Source organism: Seohaeicola zhoushanensis (assembly GCF_014656415.1).
GTDB lineage: Bacteria > Pseudomonadota > Alphaproteobacteria > Rhodobacterales > Rhodobacteraceae > Seohaeicola_A > Seohaeicola_A zhoushanensis.
In genome coordinates, this window is record NZ_BNCJ01000015.1 from 1 (window position 1) to 17898 (window position 17898).

17 protein-coding genes and 1 riboswitch are annotated in these 17898 nt (G+C 68.9%); of the genes, 16 read left to right on the forward strand and 1 reads right to left on the reverse strand.

The window, feature by feature from the left end; genetic code table 11:
* Positions 1-144 precede the first annotated feature (144 nt).
* From IE266_RS19460 to IE266_RS19490, 7 genes are all read left to right on the forward strand, one after another.
* On the forward strand, positions 145-1464 hold the full coding sequence (locus tag IE266_RS19460) for an aspartate aminotransferase family protein (RefSeq protein ID WP_189681792.1): 1320 nt from the start codon (positions 145-147) through the stop codon (positions 1462-1464).
* A gap of 92 nt (positions 1465-1556) precedes the next feature.
* A riboswitch (glycine riboswitch) is annotated at positions 1557-1645 on the forward strand.
* A gap of 157 nt (positions 1646-1802) precedes the next feature.
* The gene (gene gcvT, locus IE266_RS19465) at positions 1803-2924 is read left to right on the forward strand and encodes a glycine cleavage system aminomethyltransferase GcvT (RefSeq protein WP_189681793.1); all 1122 of its coding nucleotides are present in this window, start codon (positions 1803-1805) and stop codon (positions 2922-2924) included.
* A 22-nt stretch (positions 2925-2946) separates the two neighbouring features.
* Positions 2947-3309 carry a glycine cleavage system protein GcvH gene (gene gcvH / locus IE266_RS19470; RefSeq protein ID WP_189681794.1) on the forward strand — a complete coding sequence of 121 codons (363 nt, stop codon included), beginning with the start codon at positions 2947-2949 and terminating at the stop codon, positions 3307-3309.
* Positions 3306-3785 carry an SRPBCC domain-containing protein gene (locus tag IE266_RS19475; RefSeq protein WP_189681795.1) on the forward strand — a complete coding sequence of 160 codons (480 nt, stop codon included), beginning with the start codon at positions 3306-3308 and terminating at the stop codon, positions 3783-3785. The genes gcvH and IE266_RS19475 overlap by 4 nt, the downstream gene beginning before the upstream one ends.
* A gap of 67 nt (positions 3786-3852) precedes the next feature.
* A complete protein-coding gene (gcvP, locus tag IE266_RS19480; protein WP_189681796.1) occupies positions 3853-6702 on the forward strand; it encodes an aminomethyl-transferring glycine dehydrogenase in 2850 nt (949 codons plus the stop codon).
* Positions 6703-7743, forward strand: a complete 1041-nt coding sequence (locus tag IE266_RS19485; RefSeq protein ID WP_229864306.1) for a hypothetical protein — start codon at positions 6703-6705, stop codon at positions 7741-7743.
* Positions 7744-8050: 307 nt separating this feature from the next.
* The gene (locus IE266_RS19490) at positions 8051-8506 is read left to right on the forward strand and encodes a universal stress protein (RefSeq protein WP_189681797.1); all 456 of its coding nucleotides are present in this window, start codon (positions 8051-8053) and stop codon (positions 8504-8506) included.
* A gap of 2 nt (positions 8507-8508) precedes the next feature.
* Here IE266_RS19490 and IE266_RS19495 read toward each other — a convergent pair whose 3' ends face one another.
* Positions 8509-9297, reverse strand: a complete 789-nt coding sequence (locus IE266_RS19495; protein WP_189681798.1) for a 2-keto-4-pentenoate hydratase — start codon at positions 9295-9297, stop codon at positions 8509-8511.
* Positions 9298-9411: 114 nt separating this feature from the next.
* Here IE266_RS19495 and IE266_RS19500 point away from each other — a divergent pair, with 114 nt between their 5' ends.
* The 9 genes from IE266_RS19500 (at position 9412) to IE266_RS19540 (ending at position 17875) form a co-directional block, all read left to right on the forward strand.
* On the forward strand, positions 9412-9975 hold the full coding sequence (locus IE266_RS19500) for a NifU family protein (protein ID WP_189681799.1): 564 nt from the start codon (positions 9412-9414) through the stop codon (positions 9973-9975).
* A 194-nt stretch (positions 9976-10169) separates the two neighbouring features.
* Complete coding sequence (gene tsaB / locus IE266_RS19505; RefSeq protein WP_189681800.1) at positions 10170-10742, forward strand: tRNA (adenosine(37)-N6)-threonylcarbamoyltransferase complex dimerization subunit type 1 TsaB; 573 nt, start codon at positions 10170-10172, stop codon at positions 10740-10742.
* Positions 10742-11170, forward strand: a complete 429-nt coding sequence (locus tag IE266_RS19510; protein WP_229864317.1) for a GNAT family N-acetyltransferase — start codon at positions 10742-10744, stop codon at positions 11168-11170. Before tsaB ends, IE266_RS19510 begins: the two co-directional genes overlap by 1 nt.
* A 142-nt stretch (positions 11171-11312) precedes the next feature.
* Entirely contained in the window at positions 11313-12311 is a 999-nt protein-coding gene (locus IE266_RS19515; protein ID WP_189681801.1) for a BMP family lipoprotein, read from the forward strand.
* Positions 12312-12313: 2 nt separating this feature from the next.
* A complete protein-coding gene (locus IE266_RS19520) occupies positions 12314-13867 on the forward strand; it encodes an ABC transporter ATP-binding protein (protein WP_189681802.1) in 1554 nt (517 codons plus the stop codon).
* Between the two features lie 145 nt (positions 13868-14012).
* Positions 14013-15107 carry an ABC transporter permease gene (locus IE266_RS19525; protein ID WP_189681803.1) on the forward strand — a complete coding sequence of 365 codons (1095 nt, stop codon included), beginning with the start codon at positions 14013-14015 and terminating at the stop codon, positions 15105-15107.
* On the forward strand, positions 15107-16072 hold the full coding sequence (locus tag IE266_RS19530) for an ABC transporter permease (protein WP_189681804.1): 966 nt from the start codon (positions 15107-15109) through the stop codon (positions 16070-16072). The genes IE266_RS19525 and IE266_RS19530 overlap by 1 nt, the downstream gene beginning before the upstream one ends.
* Positions 16073-16184: 112 nt before the next feature.
* Positions 16185-17111 (forward strand): sulfite exporter TauE/SafE family protein, encoded by a 927-nt coding sequence (locus tag IE266_RS19535; protein WP_189681805.1) that lies wholly within the window; start codon positions 16185-16187, stop codon positions 17109-17111.
* A complete protein-coding gene (locus IE266_RS19540; RefSeq protein WP_189681806.1) occupies positions 17111-17875 on the forward strand; it encodes a TIGR02186 family protein in 765 nt (254 codons plus the stop codon). The genes IE266_RS19535 and IE266_RS19540 overlap by 1 nt, the downstream gene beginning before the upstream one ends.
* Positions 17876-17898: the final 23 nt, after the last annotated feature.

The window sequence follows — 17898 nt, forward strand, 5'->3', positions numbered from 1 at the left end:
CACAGGCCGGAATAGACAGGGGGAGTCGCGCCGCAGGCGCGGCGGGGGCAGCGCCCCCGATGCGACCTCGACGCCTGCGTGGAAATTGGGGTTAACATGCCACCGCACCAGGCATAGTCTCCGCGGCAACACAGGAGACCCCACATGTCCCACGTCTTTCCCCGCCATTCCAAGCTGAACCCGCCCGTCGCCGTCGGCGGCGAGGGCTGCTACCTGATCGACTCGACCGGCAAGCGCTATCTCGACGGATCTGGCGGCGCGGCGGTGAGTTGCCTGGGGCATGGCGACAAGGAGGTCGCCGCCGCCATCAAGGCGCAGATCGACACCCTGGCCTTCGCCCATACCGGCTTCTTCACCTCGGAACCCGCCGAGGCGCTGGCCGACCTGCTGATCGAACATGCGCCGGCTGGCCTGGACCGGGTCTATTTCGTCTCGGGCGGGTCCGAGGCGACCGAGGCGGCGATCAAGCTGGCACGGCAATATTTCGTCGAGAAGGGCGAGCCCAAGCGCGGCAAGCTGATCGCGCGCAAGCAGAGCTACCACGGCAATACCATCGGCGCGCTGAGCGCGGGGGGCAACGAATGGCGGCGCGCGCAGTTCGGGCCGCTGCTGCTGGACGTCTCGCACATCGACCCCTGCTATGAATACCGCCTGCGCCGTGACGACGAGAGCGCCGAAGCCTATGGGTTGCGCGCCGCCCAGGCGCTGGAGGACGAGATCCTGCGGCTGGGCCCCGAGACGGTCATGGCCTTCATGGCCGAGCCGGTGGTCGGTGCGACCGCCGGCGCGGTGCCACCGGCGCCTGGCTATTTCAGGCGAATCCGCGAGATCTGCGACAAGTATGGCGTGCTGCTGATCCTCGACGAGGTGATGTGCGGCATGGGTCGCACCGGCACGCTCTTCGCCTGCGAGCAGGACGGGGTGGCGCCGGATATCCTCTGCATCGCCAAGGGGCTGGGCGCGGGCTACCAGCCGGTGGGGGCGATGCTTTGCACCGCCGATATCTATGACACCCTGGCCGCCGGGTCGGGTTTCTTCCAGCACGGGCATACCTATATCGGCCATCCGGTGGCGACGGCGGCGGGGCTGGCGGTGGTGCGCGCGTTGCTGGGGCGCGGGCTGGTCGGCCGGGCCGCCCGCCAGGGCGAGACCTTGATGCGCAAGCTGACCGAGCGGTTCGGCCAGCACCCGCATGTGGGCGACATCCGCGGGCGGGGCATGTTCCGCGGCATCGAACTGGTCGCCGACCGCGATACCAAGGCGCCCTTCGACCCTGGGAAGGGCGTGGCGGGCAAGATCAAGAAAGCGGCCTTCGAGGCCGGGCTGATCTGTTACCCGATGTCGGGCACCATCGACGGCAAGACCGGCGACCACGTGCTGCTGGCGCCGCCCTTCATCATCGAGGACGCGCAGCTGGACGAGCTGACCGACAAGCTGGCGCTGGCGATCGAAGCGGCGATCTGAGCCGCGGGCAGCAGCCCTTGCCCCTTCGACGCGAGACCTGTCGTTTCGCGTCGAAGGGGCTTGCCGGGTTTCCACCTCGCTGCTATCGAGGCGGCGCGAATGTGGGAGAACCGGCCGAGAGACCGGTGCCGAAGGAGCAACCGCCCCGGAAACTCTCAGGCGAATGGACCGCATCTCGCATCGGAACTCTGGAGAGACCCCGCGAGGGGCGCCGAAGGGATAACGATCTCAGGCGAAAGGACAGAGGGGGCATCGCTGCCGCGCACCGAAAGGTCGCGGGATTTGGGATGCCGGAATGTTTCCTTGAGAATCATGCCGGGCTTGGCTTTGGATTGGTCATGACCGACTTGCTGACGACGCCGCTGCACGCGCTTCACCTTGAACTGGGGGCCAAGATGGTGCCCTTCGCCGGCTATGACATGCCGGTGCAATATCCGGCCGGGATCATGGCCGAGCACCAGCACACGCGTGCCAAGGCCGGGCTGTTCGATGTCAGCCACATGGGCCAGGTGATCCTCTCGGGCAAATCCTGGGAAGAGATTGCGGCGGCCTTCGAGACGCTGGTGCCGATGGATGTGCTGGGGCTGGGCGAGGGCCGGCAGCGGTACGGGCTGTTCACCGATCCCGACGGCGGCATTCTCGATGACCTGATGTTCGCCAACCGGGGCGACCACCTGTTCGTGGTGGTGAACGCGGCCTGCAAGGCCGATGACATCGCCCATATGACGGCGCATCTGAAGGGTGTCACCGTGACCCCCGTGACCGACCGCGCGCTGATCGCGCTGCAGGGGCCGGCGGCCGAGGCGGTGCTGGCGGCGCTGGCGCCGGCGGTGGCGGGCATGACCTTCATGGACGTGGCCACGGTCGAGATCGACGGCGCGGAGTGCTGGGTGAGCCGGTCGGGCTATACCGGCGAGGACGGTTACGAGATCTCGGTGCCCGAGGCCGCCGCCGAGGCGCTGGCGCGCCGACTGCTGGAGCATCCGGACGTGATGCCGATCGGCCTTGGGGCGCGCGACAGCCTGCGGCTGGAGGCGGGGCTTTGCCTCTATGGCCACGACATCGACGGCGACACGCTGCCGGCCGAGGCCGGGCTGACCTGGGCGATCCAGAAGGTGCGCCGTTCGGGCGGCAAGCGCGCCGGCGGCTTCCCCGGCGCCGAGGCGGTGCTGGCGCAGATCGAGAATGGCCCCGAGCGGCGGCGCGTCGGACTGCGCCCCGAGGGGCGCGCGCCGATGCGCGAGGGCGTCGAACTGTTCGAGGCCGAGAGCGGCGGACAGGCCGTCGGGCGGATCACCTCGGGCGGCTTCGGGCCGACGGTGGGCGCGCCGGTGGCCATGGGCTATGTCCCCGCGCGGCTGGCCGCGCCGGGAACGAGGCTGTTCGGCGAAGTGCGCGGCAAGCGCCTGCCGGCGGTGGTGGAAAAGCTGCCCTTCGTGGCGGCCGGGTTCAAGCGATAGTCAAAAGAGAGGGACATCCCAGATGAAGTTCACCGAGGAACACGAGTGGCTGCTCGAGGAAGGCGATCTGATCGTCGTCGGCATCACCGAATACGCTGCCGAGCAGCTGGGCGATATCGTCTTCGTCGAGCTGCCCGAAGAGGGCACACAGGTCAGCAAGGACGACGAGATCGTGGTGATCGAGAGCGTCAAGGCCGCCTCGGACATCCTCGCGCCGCTCGACGGCGAAATCGTCGAGGTGAACTCGGCGCTGGTCGACAACCCGGCCAAGGTGAACGAGGACCCGATGGGCGACGGCTGGTTCTTCAAGATCAAGCCGGCGGACCTGTCGCCGATGAAGGACTACATGGACGACGCCGCCTACAAGGATTTCATCGGCGAATGACCGGGCGCACCGACAGCGCAAGCCGCCTTGTGGCGGCCCCGGCGGCGGCGGCCTATGCGGCGCAGCTCGATCCGGGCGCGCTGGCGGAGTGGCTGCCCCCCGACGGGATGGCGCTGGAAGTGCAGCGGCTGGAGCCGCGGCCGGGCGGCGCCGTCGAGATGGTGCTCACCTACGTCGGGGCGGATCCAACCAATGCCAAGAGCGGCGCGGACCGGGACGTGGTGCGCGGCCGTTTCGTGGCCCTGGAGCCGGGACGGCGGGTCGTGCAGGACATGGATTTCGTCAGCGACGACCCGGCCTATTCCGGCACCATGCGGATGACCTGGGACATTGTCCCCGAGGGCGCGGGCACGCGCGTCACCGTCACCGCCGAGAACGTGCCACCGGGGATAAGCGCCGAGGATCACGCGGCGGGGCTGAATGCCTCGCTCGCCAACCTCGCGCGTCATCTCGAAGCGCCTCTGGGGCGCCCGTGATTTTCAAGCCTGCCGGAGGTCGCAAGACCGCACCGGCGCCAAGCGACCGCTGAACTGGGATCGGATCATGACCTATACCCCTACCGACTATCTGCCCTATGATTTCGCCAACCGCCGCCACATCGGCCCCTCGCCGGCCGAGATGGAGGACATGTTCGCGGTGCTGGGGGTGCGCGATCTCGACCAGCTGATCGACGAGACGGTGCCCGCCTCGATCCGGCAGGTGGAGCCGCTGGACTTCGGCAAGCCCAAGTCCGAGCGCGAACTGCTGTGGCACATGGCGCAGGTGGCCAAGAAGAACAAGGTTCTGACCTCGCTGATCGGCCAGGGCTATCACGGCACGGTCACGCCGCCGGCGATCCAGCGCAACATCCTGGAGAACCCGGCCTGGTACACCGCCTATACGCCCTATCAGCCCGAGATTTCGCAGGGCCGCCTCGAAGCCCTGCTGAACTACCAGACCATGGTCAGCGACCTGACCGGGCTGGAAATCGCCAATGCCTCGCTGCTCGACGAAGGCACCGCCTGCGCCGAAGCGATGACCATGGCGCAGCGGGTCGCCAAGTCGAAGGCCAACGCCTTCTTCGTCGACGAGAACTGCCACCCGCAGAACATCGCGGTGATCCGGACGCGGGCAAAGCCGCTGGGGATCGAGGTGATTGTCGGCGCGCCGGATGACCTTGACGCGAGCAAGGTCTTTGGCGCGATCTTCCAGTATCCGGGCACCCACGGCCACCTGCGCGACTTCACCGACGAGATCGCGGCGCTGCACGCCGCGGGCGCGGTGGGCGTGGTCTCGGCCGATCCGCTGGCGCTCTGCCTGCTGAAGGAGCCGGGCGCGATGGGGGCCGACATTGCCGTTGGCAGCACCCAGCGGTTCGGCGTGCCGATGGGCTATGGCGGGCCGCACGCGGCCTATATGGCGACCAAGCAGCAGTATGCGCGCTCCATGCCGGGCCGTCTGGTCGGCGTCAGCATCGACAGCCACGGCAACCGCGCCTATCGCCTGTCGCTGCAGACCCGCGAACAGCACATCCGCCGCGAGAAGGCGACCTCGAACGTCTGCACCGCGCAGGCGCTGCTGGCGGTGATGGCCTCGTTCTATGCCGTCTTCCACGGCCCCGAGGGGCTGCGCGCCATCGCCCAGCGCATCCACCGCAAGACCGTGAGGCTGGCGCGCGGGCTGGAGGCGGCGGGCTTCAAGGTCGAGCCGAAGGAATTCTTCGACACCATCACTGTGGACGTGGGCCTGCTGCAGCAGGGCGTGCTGCTCTCGGCGGTGCGCGAGGGCGTGAACCTGCGCCGCGTGGGCGAGACCAAGGTGGGCATCACGCTCGACGAGCTGACCCGCCCCGCGACGATCGAGGCGGTCTGGCGCGCCTTCGGGATCATCCTGGAGGACAAGGATTTCACGCCCGACTACCGCCTGCCCGACGGGTTGCTGCGGCAATCGGCTTATCTGACCCACCCGATCTTCCACATGAACCGGGCCGAGACCGAGATGATGCGCTACATGCGCCGCCTCGCCGACCGCGACCTGGCGCTGGACCGGGCGATGATTCCGCTGGGGTCCTGCACGATGAAGCTGAACTCGGCCGCCGAGATGATGCCGGTGACCTGGCCCGAGTTCGGCCAGCTGCACCCCTTCGTTCCGGCCGACCAGGCCGAAGGCTATGCCGAGCTGATCGGCGACCTGAGCCAGAAGCTCTGCGACATCACCGGCTATGCGGCGATCTCGATGCAGCCGAACTCGGGCGCGCAGGGGGAATATGCCGGGCTGCTGACCATCGCCGCCTGGCACGAGGCGCAGGGCAACGGGCATCGCAACGTCTGCCTGATCCCGACCAGCGCGCATGGCACCAACCCGGCCTCGGCGCAGATGGTCGGCTGGAAGGTGGTGCCGGTGAAGTCGACCGAGAACGGCGACATCGACCTCGAGGACTTCCGCGCCAAGGCCGAGCAATACGCCGAGACGCTGGCGGGCTGCATGATCACCTATCCCTCGACGCATGGCGTCTTCGAGGAGACGGTGAAGGAGGTCTGCGACATCACCCATGCCCACGGCGGCCAGGTCTATATCGACGGCGCCAACATGAACGCGATGGTCGGGCTGGCGCGGCCGGGCGACCTGGGTGGCGACGTGTCCCACCTGAACCTGCACAAGACCTTCTGCATCCCGCATGGCGGCGGCGGCCCCGGCATGGGACCGATCGGCGTGAAGCCGCACCTGGTGCCGCACCTGCCGGGCCACCCCGAGACCGGCGGCACCGAGGGGCCGGTCTCCTCGGCGCCCTTCGGGTCGCCCTCGTTGCTGCCGATCAGCTGGGCCTATTGCCTGATGATGGGCGGCGAGGGGCTGACCCAGGCGACGCGTGTGGCGATCCTGAACGCCAATTACATCGCGCGGCGGCTGGAGGGAGCCTACAAGGTGCTCTACCGCGGCAAGCAGGGCCGGGTCGCGCATGAGTGCATCATCGACACCCGCCCCTTCGCCGAAAGCGCCGGGGTGACGGTGGACGATATCGCCAAGCGTCTGATCGACAACGGCTTCCACGCGCCGACGATGAGCTGGCCGGTGGCGGGCACGCTGATGATCGAGCCGACCGAGAGCGAGACCAAGGCCGAACTCGACCGCTTCTGCACCGCCATGCTGGCGATCCGCGAGGAGATCCGCGAGATCGAGGAAGGCAAGATCGACAAGGCCAACAACCCGCTGAAGAACGCGCCGCACACGATGGAAGACCTCGTGCGCGACTGGGACCGGCCCTATAGCCGCGAACAGGGCTGCTTCCCGCCGGGGGCCTTCCGGGTCGACAAATACTGGCCGCCGGTCAACCGCGTCGACAACGTCTGGGGCGACCGCAACCTGACCTGCACCTGCCCGCCGATGGAGGCCTATGCCGACGCGGCGGAATAGGTGATCGGACGGCTGCTCCGGCTGACGCCCTTCGCGGCGTCGCTGGGGCTCACGCTCTGGGCCCTGGCCCAGAGCCCCTTCGCCGAGCCGCTGGTGCAGGCCACGGCCGTGCAGGCCGAGCGCGCCCTGAACCGGGCGCTTACCGCACGGGTCAACCCTGCCTGGCTCGAAACGGAGATGGCGGCGGCGCTGGAGGCCGGCGATCTCGACCGTGTCGAGACGCTGGAACTGGTGGCCGGCGATGTCGGGCTGGCGCTGCCCGAGGCGGAGCGGGTGGCGGCGCTGAAGGCCGAGCGGAGCGGCTGGCTCGCCCAGGCCGGGACCTGCGGCCTCTGCATGGCCGATATCGCCGCCTGCCCCTCGGTTTCCCACATGATGGCCTGCGGGATGCCCTTCGAACTGACGCCGCTGGGCGACGCCAATGCCCTGCGCCGCGCCGGCATGGCCATGCTTGAGGGCGAGGAAGTCGACCGGCTGGAGGTGACGCTTGCCGTGGTCGGCCTTGGCGCGACGGCGGCGATCCTGGTCTCGGGCGGCACCTCGACCACGGTGAAGGCGGGGGCGACGGTGCTGCGCGTGGGTCGGCGGCTCGGCACGGTGACGCCGGAGTTCCTGCGGCTGCTGACACGGCTCGCCGATGTCGATCTGAAGCCGGCGCTGCTGCTGCCCTATGCGCGCGGGGCGGCGCGGCTCGACGAGGTGGTCGACACCGCGAAGCTGGCCCGGATCGAAGGCGTTGCCGGCGACCTGGCCCGCGTGGCCGGCAATACCTCGGTCGGCGACGGCGTGCTGCTGCTGCGCCACGTCGACAGCGCCGAGGACGCGGCGCGGCTGGCCAAGGTCTCGGAGGTGGCGGGACCGAGGACGCGCGGCCTGTTCGAGGTGCTGGGCAAGAACCGGGTCTTCCGCGCGCTGGTGCGGCTCTCCGACCTCGCGCTGACGGCGGCGCTGCTGATCTGGGCGACGGCGCTCCAGGCCCTGCTGGCGCTGGCAGGCTGGCTGGGCGGGCGCGCGTTCCGGCTGGCGGTGCGCCGGCTGTGAGGTCGGGATTTTCTTTGAGTATTTTTGAAGAAGAGAAGCCTGGGGGGCGGCGCGCCTGCCTGGCGGTGCGCCTGGAGGGAGGGGTGCGGGGGCGCTTTACGAGTGGCGGTGCGCTGGCGGTGAGGACGGGAATTCCTTGAGTATTTTTGAAGAAGAGAAGCCAGGGAGGGCGGCGCGCCTGTCTGGCGGTGCGCCTGGTGGAAGCGGTGCGGGGGGCGCCCTTTTGGCGCCGAAAGTCTCGGCTGCGCCTCTCTATTGCGCGGCCCCGGCCCTTGCGCCATGATCCCGCCGGACAAGGGAGACCATCATGCGCAAGTTCCTCGTGGTTCTGGATGACAGCCGCGAATGCCTCAACGCGATGCGCTTTGCGGCGATGCGCGCGTCGCATACCGGGGGCGGCGTTGCCATCCTGGCGGTGATCCTGCCCGAGGAGTTCAACCACTGGATCGGCGTCGGCGACATCATGCGCGAGGAGGCGCGGGAGCGCATCACCGCGCATTTCGAGGTCTTCGCCAAGTGGATGCGCGACCGGCAGGGGGTCGACCCGGAACTGGTGATCCGCGAGGGCGACCCGGTGACCGAGATCCTCGGCCAGATCCGGGATGACCCGGAGATCGGCGTGCTGGTGCTGGGCGCCGGGACCGACAAGAAGGGCCCCGGCCCGCTGGTCACCCAGATGAGCCGGTCCTCGGGCTCGCTGCCGATCCCGATTACCATCGTGCCCGGCGACATCTCCAAGGAAAAGCTGGAAGCGATCACCTGACCTCAGGCAAAGCGCGCCTCGGCGGGCGGCAGGTCGAGGCCGTCGAGTTCGGCGCGCCAGACCTGCCCAGGCGCGACGTCGAAGGCGCGGGTGAGCGAGCCGGTGGAGACCATCTCGCCCGGCGCCAGCGGCGGGCTGCCCTCCTCGGCGAGCAGCTCCACCAGGTGGGCGAGCGCGGCCAGCGGGCCATGCGTCATCACGTCGGAACTGTCGCCGTGCCCGGCCACCGCGCCGTTGCACCAGAGCGTGACGCGGAAGCCGTCGAGCTGGCGGGCCAGCGGCGCGACCGGGTGGAAGCCCCCCGGCAGCAGCGCCCCGTGCAGCGCGCCGCAGGCCACCGTATCGGCCGGACGGAAGCGCCAGCCGGGAAAGGGCGAGGTGACCACCTCGAAGCCGAAAGCCAGGCCCGAGAGGCAGGCCAGCAGCGCCTCGGGCGCCAGGCCGGGGCGCGGGGTGGCGCCGATGCGGAAGATGATCTCGGGTTCGATCTTGGGTTCGTTCAGACCATCCAGCGGCAGCGGCGCGGCGGCGTCATGGCAGGTGCTGTCCCAGACCGGCCCCCAGATCGGCGCGTGCACGCCGTATTCCTCCCAGAGGCGGCGGTTGGTGAAGCCGATCTTGCGGCCGACCATGCGCTCGCCCCTGTCGGCGCGCAGGCGGGTGATCTCGGCCGAGACGGCGGTGCCGGCAGCGAGGTCGAAGCCGGGGTCGGCATCGGTCAGCGGCGGCAGCGTGGCGCCGCTGTCGCGCGCCGCGAGAAGGCGCCGCGCCCGTGTCGTTGTGGTCTCCATTCTTCCCTCCCCTGTCGGCTCGCTTCGGCCGCGCGACCAGATTAGAATGGTTCCAATCCTTGACTTGCCCGCCCGCGAGGCGCATATCCGAGTGGAACCGTAGGGAACCCGATCATGTTCATCCAGACCGAATCCACGCCGAACCCGGCAACGCTGAAATTCCTGCCCGGCCAGACCGTGCTGGAGGTCGGCACCGCCGATTTCCCGACATCCGAGGCGGGCGCCAAGTCGCCGCTGGCGGCGCGCATCTTCGCGGTGGACGGGGTCGAGGCCGTGTTCTTCGGCAATGACTTCGTGACCGTGACCAAGGCCGACGCGGTCGAGTGGGACCACATCAAGCCGGCGATCCTCGGCGCGGTGATGGAGCATTACCAGTCGGGCGCCCCGGTGATGGGCGAAGGCCAGAAGATGGACTCTGGCCATGCCGAGCATTCCGGCGAGGACTCGGAGATCGTCGGCCAGATCAAGCAGCTGCTGGACACCCGCGTGCGGCCCGCCGTGGCGCAGGATGGCGGCGACATCACCTTCCACGGCTTCGACCGGGGCGTGGTCTATCTGCACATGCAGGGCGCCTGCGCCGGCTGCCCCTCGTCGACGCTGACGCTGAAGATGGGCATCGAGAACCTGCTGCGCCATTACATCCCGGAAGTGACCGAGGTGCGGCCGGTTGCCGTCTGAGGCGCGCCGGGCAGCGCCTGCCTGGGCGGGCGCCGGTGCGCGACGGCTTCGGCAGCGGGCCGCTCGCCCGGCTTGCGACGCTGTCGCCTGTTGAGACGTTGAAAGCGCCTGCCGGGGGGCAGGCAGGCGCTGCCCGGCGTGCCGCCGGGCGGGACAAATCCTGAAACCTGCGCCTCCACGCGGATCGACACCGGATGAGCGACAGCCCTGCCATTCTCGCCTTCGACACATCGGCCGCGCATTGCGCGGCCGCTTTGCTGCGCGGCGGGCGCATCCAGGCCGCGCGGGCCGAGGCGATGAGCAAGGGGCAGGCCGAGCGGCTGATGGGCCTGCTCGAGGAGGTGCTGGCCGAGGGTGGCACGGACTGGAAGGGTCTCGACGCCATCGCGGTCGGGATTGGGCCGGGCAATTTCACCGGCATCCGCATCTCGGTCTCGGCGGCGCGGGGGCTGGCGCTGGGGCTGGGCGTGCCGGCCTATGGCATCGACGGGTTTGCCGCGCGGCGCGAGGCCCTGGGCGTGACGGGTGCAGTGGGCGTCCCTGCCCCGCGCGAGCAGGTCTATCTCTCGCTCTCCGGCGCGGCGGCGGAACTGGTCGAGCGGCCCGAGGACCTGCCGCCGGAGCCCGACCCGCAGGCGCTGGCCGAGGCGATCGCGCGGCTGGCGGCGGTGCGCTGGCCGGCGGCGGCGCCGGCCCCTGCCCCGCTCTACATCCGGCCCGCCGATGCCGCGCCTTCGTCGGACCGGCCTCCGGTGCTGCTCGATTGATGACGCCCGAGGAGATGGCGCGGCTGCATCGGGCCGCCTATGACGACCGGCCCTGGAGCGCGACGGAATTCGCCGGGCTGATGGGGGCGAAGGGGGTGTTCGTCACCGGCGATGCCCGTGCCTTCGCCCTGGTCCGGGTGCTGTTCGACGAGGCCGAGCTGCTGACCATCGCCACCCATCCCGAGCATCGCCGCCAGGGCCTCGCCCGGCGGCTGATGGAGGACTGGCAGGCGCAGGCCGCCGCGATGGGCGCGACCCGCGCGCTGCTGGAGGTGGCGGCGGACAACGGGGCGGCGCAGGCGCTCTACCTCTCCTGCGGCTACCGCGAGGACGGGCGCCGCAAGGGCTATTACGAGCGGCGTGGCGCACCGCCTGCCGATGCCCTTCTGATGAGCCGCCCGCTGACGCACGGGCAAGCGGGCGCCTGACCTTCCGGCGCGACAGAATCCGGTTGACCCCAAGGGGTTGCTGCGGCCTTAATCGGTGCAATACGCCCGCAGGGGCGCAACCGACCGGGCCGGTGGCGACCTGCCGCCCGCGCCCGGCCAACGACAACAACGGGAGACCGACATGACCATGATGAAAACGCTCCTCGGAGCCGCCGCCGGCCTTGCGCTTGCCGCTGGCGCCGCGATGGCCGAACCGGCCCTGATCTTCGACCTGGGCGGCAAGTTCGACAAGTCGTTCAACGAGGCCGCCTTCAACGGCGCCGAGAAATGGGCCAAGGAAACCGGCGGCACCTACCGCGAGATCGAGATGCAGTCGGAGGCCCAGCGCGAGCAGGCCCTGCGCCGTTTCGCCGAGAGCGGCGCCAATCCGATCGTCACCATGGGCTTTGCCATGGCCGACCCGCTGAGCGCGGTGGCGCCCGATTATCCCGACACCAAATTCGTGGTCATCGACGTCAACTGGCTGGACCTGCCGAACGTGCGCCAGGTCAGCTTTGCCGAGCATGAGGGCAGCTACCTGGTCGGGATGCTGGCGGCGATGGCCTCGAAGACCGGCACCGTCGGCTTCATCGGGGGCATGGACGTGCCGCTGATCCGCCATTTCGGCTGCGGCTATGCCCAGGGCGCCAAGGCGGTGAACCCGGACGTCAAGATCGTCGCCAACATGACCGGCACCACGCCGGCGGCCTGGAATGACCCGGTGAAGGGCTCGGAGCTGACCAAGGCGCAGATCAGCCAGGGCGCGGATGTGATCTATGCCGCCGCGGGCGGCACCGGCGTCGGCGTGCTGCAGACCGCCGCCGACGAGGGCATCCTGTCGATCGGCGTCGACAGCAACCAGAACCACCTGCACCCCGGCAAGGTCCTGACCTCGATGCTCAAGCGCGTCGATGTCGCCGTCTACGAGGCAATGACGGCGGGCGAGAACGTCGAGACCGGCGTCTTCACCATGGGCCTCAAGGAGGATGGCGTCGGCTATGCGATGGACGAGAACAACGCCGCGCTGGTCACCGACGAGATGAAGACCAAGGTCGAGGAGGCCAAGGCCAAGATCATCGACGGCTCGCTCAAGGTCGAAAGCTATTACACCAACGACAGCTGCCCGGCGCTGAGCTTCTGAGCATGACCGGGGCAACCCTTTCGGAGCGGCGGGAGACCGCCGCTCCGGCCATCGAACTGAAGGGCATCTCCAAGGCCTTCGGCCCGGTGCAGGCCAACAGGGACATCTCGATCCGCGTGATGCCCGGCACCATCCACGGCATCATCGGCGAGAACGGCGCGGGCAAGTCCACGCTGATGAGCATTCTCTACGGCTTCTACAAGGCCGACCGGGGCGAGATCTTCATCAAGGGCAGGAAGACCGAGATCCCCGACAGCCAGGCGGCGATCAGTGCCGGCATCGGCATGGTGTTCCAGCATTTCAAGCTGGTCGAGAACTTCACCGTGCTGGAGAACATCATCCTGGGCGCCGAGGACGGCGCGCTGCTCAACCGCTCGATGGCCAAGGCGCGCACCGAGCTGGTGCAGCTGGAAAGGGAATACGGGCTGAACGTCGACCCGGACGCGGTGATCGAGGAGATCGGCGTCGGCAAGCAGCAGCGGGTCGAGATCCTGAAGGCGCTGTATCGGCGCGCCGAGATCCTGATCCTGGACGAACCGACCGGCGTTCTGACCCCCGCCGAGGCCGACCAGCTGTTCCGCGTCCTCGGACGGCTGCGCGCCGAGGGCAAGACGATCATCCTCATCACCCACAAGCTGCGCGAGATCATGGAGATCACCGACACGGTGAGCGTGATGCGGCGCGGCGAGATGACCGCGACGGTGAAGACCGCCGAGACCTCGCCCGAACAGCTGGCCGAGCTGATGGTGGGCCGCAAGGTGCTGCTGCGCGTCGACAAGGCGCCGGCGAAGCCCGGCGCGCCGGTGCTGGAGGTCGAGAACCTGCGGGTGGTCGACGAGGCCGGGGTCGAGCGGGTCAAGGGCATCTCGCTGAACGTGCGCGCCGGCGAGATCCTGGGCATTGCCGGGGTGGCGGGCAACGGCCAGTCGGAACTGCTGGAGGTGCTGGGCGGGATGCGCTCGGGCCGCGGGGTGCTGCGGATGCGGGGCCAGGTCATGGACCCCGGCGCCGACGGCAAGGCGCGCAGGGCCATGGGCATCGCCCATGTCCCGGAGGACCGCCAGCGCGAGGGGCTGATCATGGGCTTTCACGCCTGGGAGAATGTCGCCTTCGGCTATCACGACGATGCGCGCTATCGTTCCGGCATGTTCATGAACAACCGCGCCCTGCGCGAGGACACCGCCGCCAAGATGGAGCGCTTCGACGTGCGCCCGCCGGACCCCTGGCTGGCCGCCAAGAATTTCTCGGGCGGCAACCAGCAGAAGATCGTGGTGGCCCGCGAGATCGAGCAGAACCCCGCGCTGCTGCTGGTGGGGCAGCCGACGCGGGGCGTGGACATCGGCGCGATCGAGTTCATCCACAAGCAGATCGTGGCGCTGCGCGACGCCGGGGCGGCGGTGCTGCTGGTCTCGGTCGAGCTGGACGAGATCCTGTCGCTGAGCGACCGCATCGCGGTGATGTTCGACGGGCGGATCATGGGCGAGCGGCTGCCGGGGCAGACCGACGAGACCGAGCTGGGGCTGCTGATGGCCGGGATGTCGGAGGCGGCGGCATGAGTGGAGGGGTCGTGGCCTCGGATCGCTGCGCGATCCGATCCCTGGGGGCGCCGCCCCCGCCGCGCCTGCGGCGCGACTCCCCCGGAGGTATTTGGAAAGAAGAGAAATCAGGGGCGCGGCGCGCACCGGGTCCGGGGGGCGCGACGTGGACGTGATGCCGAAATGGGCCGAGGTGATCCTCGTGCCGCTGATCTCGCTGCTGCTGGCCGCGATCCTCTCGGCGCTGGTGATCCTGGCGATCGGCGAGGATCCGGTGGCGGCCGTCAAGATGATGGTCGAGGGCGCGCTGGGGTCGACCTATGCCTGGGGCTACACGCTCTATTACGCGACCAACTTCATGTTCACAGGGCTGGCGGTGGCGGTGGCCTTCCATGCGCGGATGTTCAACATCGGCGGCGAGGGGCAGGCGATGATCGGCGGGCTGGGGGTGGCGCTGGCCTGTCTCTACGTGCCCTGGCCGCATTGGTCGCTGGGGCTGCTGGGCGCGATCCTTGCGGGCGGGCTGTTCGGCGCGGGATGGGCGCTGATCCCGGCCTGGCTGCAGGCGAAGCGGGGCAGCCATGTCGTCATCACCACGATCATGTTCAACTTCATCGCCGCCTCGGCGCTGAACTACATCCTGGTGAACCTGCTGAAGCCCAAGGGCTCGCAGGATCCGGCCAGTGCCCGCTTTCCCGAGGCGGTGCACCTGCCGACGCTGCATGAGCTTCTGGCGCCGCTGGGGATCAACTTCTCGAAGGCGGCGCCGGCCAATGTCTCGCTGCTGGTAGCGGTTGCCGCCTGCGTGCTGGTCTGGGCGCTGATCTGGCGCACGCGGTTGGGATACGAGATCCGCGCCTATGGCCAGTCCGAGCCGGGCGCGCGCTATGCCGGGATCTCGGGGGTGCGGATCATCCTGATCTCGATGGTGATCTCGGGGGCGCTGGCGGGCTGCATGGCGATCAACAACGTCATGGGCGAGGCAGAGCGGCTGGTGCTGAACGCGACCGAGGGCGCCGGTTTCATCGGCATCGCCGTCGCGCTGATGGGGCGCAGCCATCCGTTCGGGGTTTTCCTGGCGGCGATCCTCTTCGGCTTTCTCTACCAGGGCGGGGCCGAGCTGGCGCTCTGGACCAAGATCCCGCGCGAGATGATAACCGTGATCCAGGCGCTGGTGATCCTGTTCACCGGGGCGCTGGACAACATGGTGCGGGCGCCGCTGGAGCGGATCTTCCTGGCGGCGCGGCGGGGGCGGGGCTGATGGATTTCCTGACCATCCTGCAGATCCTCGACAGTTCCGTCCGGCTGGCCACGCCGCTGCTGCTGGCCTGCCTGGCCGGGCTCTATTCCGAACGGGCGGGGATCTTCGACATCGGGCTTGAGGGCAAGATGCTGGCGGCGGCCTTCCTCTCGGCGGCGGTGGCGGCGGTGACGGGCTCGGTCTGGCTGGGGCTGCTGGCGGGGATTGCCGCCTCGATGGTGCTGTCGGGGCTGCACGGCCTCGCCTCGATCACCTTCCGGGGCAACCAGCTGATCTCGGGCGTGGCGATCAACTTCCTGGCCTCGGGGCTGACCGTGCTGGTGGCGCAGGACTGGTTCGCCCAGGGCGGGCGCACGCCTTCGCTGGGGGGCGATGCGCGGTTCACCGGGCTGACCCTGCCCTTTGCCGATGCGCTGGCGGGCGTGCCGGTGATCGGGCCGGTCTATGCCGAGCTGATCTCGGGCCATTCGATCCTGGTCTACCTCGCCGTGGCCGCCGTGCCGGCGACCTGGTGGGTGCTCTACCGCACCCGTTTCGGGCTGCGGCTGCGGGCGGTGGGCGAGAACCCGGCGGCGGTGGATACCGCCGGCATATCGGTTGTCGGGCTGCGCTTTGCCGCGGTGGCGATCTGCGGGCTGCTCTGCGGCATTGCCGGGGCTTACCTGTCGACCGCGCTGCAGGCCGGCTTCGTCAAGGAGATGACGGCGGGGCGTGGCTTCATCGCGCTGGCGGCGCTGATCTTTGCCAAGTGGCGGCCCTGGCAGGCGATGTGGGCCTGCCTGCTCTTCGGCGTCCTGCAGGCGATCGCGCTGCGCTATCAGAACATCCGGCTGGGCGAGATCACCATCCCGGTGCAGGTCATGGACGCCCTGCCCTATGTGCTGACGGTGGTGATCCTGGCCGGTTTCGTCGGCAAGGCCATCGCCCCGCGTGCGGGCGGCGAGCCCTATGTGAAGGAGCGGTAAGGCACAGGCAGCCGGCCCGATTGTGGCCAGATTCCATCGGGGTATCGGTCCAGTTCGCGGCGGTTGCGAAACACGTATTGATTGGCCCGGAGTGCGGGGGCTAGGAACGAACATGCAGATCTACCTTCCCATCGCCGAGGTATCGGTCAACGCGTTCCTCATTCTGGGGCTGGGAGGGCTGGTGGGCATCCTGTCGGGGATGTTCGGCGTCGGCGGCGGCTTCCTCATCACCCCGCTGCTGTTCTTCGTGGGCATCCCGCCGGCAGTGGCGGTGGCGACCTCGGCCAACCAGATCGTCGCCTCCTCCTTCTCGGCCATCCTCGCGCATTTCAGGCGCAAGACGGTCGATCTCAAGATGGGCATGGTGCTGCTGGCGGGGGGCCTCGTCGGTTCGGGCCTGGGCGTCATCCTGTTCAACTATCTCAAGAGCATCGGCCAGGTCGATCTGATGGTGCGGCTCTGCTACGTGCTCTTTCTCGGCGTCGTCGGCCTGCTGATGTTCATCGAGAGCGTGAACGCCATCCGCAAGAGCCGCCAGCCGATCGGGCCGCGCAAGCCCTCGTCGCGGCGGCACAAGAGCTGGATCTATGCGATGCCGGTGAAGATCCGGTTCCGCACCTCGGGCCTTTACATCTCGGTCTTCCCGCCGCTGCTGATCGGCCTGCTGGTGGGCGCGCTGGCGGCGGTGATGGGGGTCGGCGGCGGCTTCATCATGGTGCCGGCGATGATCTACCTGCTGGGGATGCCGACCAAGGTGGTGGTCGGCACCTCGCTGTTCCAGATCATCTTCGTGGCCGCCTTCACCACCATGCTGCACGCCGTCACCAACCACACGGTGGACACGGTGCTCGCCGTGCTGCTGCTGCTGGGCGGGGTGATCGGGGCGCAGTTCGGCACCCAGTTCGCCATGCGCCTCAAGGCCGAGCAGCTGCGGGTGCTGCTGGCGCTGCTGGTGCTGCTGGTCTGCGGCAAGCTGGCGCTGGAGCTGCTGCTGATGCCGTCGGAACTCTATTCCCTCACCCGGCCGGGAGGACACTGATGCGCGCGCTGCTCGTGGCTTTCCTGATGCTGCTGCCGGGGCTGGCCCTGGGCAGCGAGGAGGTCGTGCTGGGCCTGTCGAAGGACAAGGTCTCGATCACCACCAGCTTCGATGGCTCCGACATCCTGATCTTCGGCGCGGTCAAGCGCGAGACGCCGATCCCGGAGGGCCCGCCGCTGCAGGTGCTGATCACCGTCACCGGGCCGATGGCGCCGGTGCTGGTGCGCCGCAAGGAGAAGGCCTACGGCATCTGGATCAACCGCGATGCGGTGGAGGTGGACTCGGCGCCGAGCTTCTACGCGGTGGCGACGACAGGGCCGATGAAGGAAGTACTGAAGGACGTCGAGGACCTGCGCCAGAAGATCAGCATCGACCGGGTGATCCGCTCGGTCGGGGCGCCGATGAACATCATGGATTCGGCCAGCTTCACCGATGCGGTAATCCGCATCCGCCAGGACCAGGGGCTGTATCAGCAGCTCGAGGGCGAGGTGGCGCTGGACGAGCAGACGCTGTTCCGCACCGCCATCGAGCTGCCGTCGAACCTGGTGGAAGGCGATTACGAGACGCGCATCTTCCTGACCCGCGAGGGGCGGGTGGTGTCGTCCTACCGGACCGTCATCGTGGTCAACAAGGTGGGCATGGAGCGCTGGCTCTACGGCATGGCGCAGGAGAACGCGCTGCTCTACGGGCTGATGTCGCTGGCCATCGCGATTGCCGCCGGTTGGGGCGCGTCCGAGGCCTTCCGGCTGCTGCGGCAGAGCTGAACCACCCTCCCGCTTGAAAACGC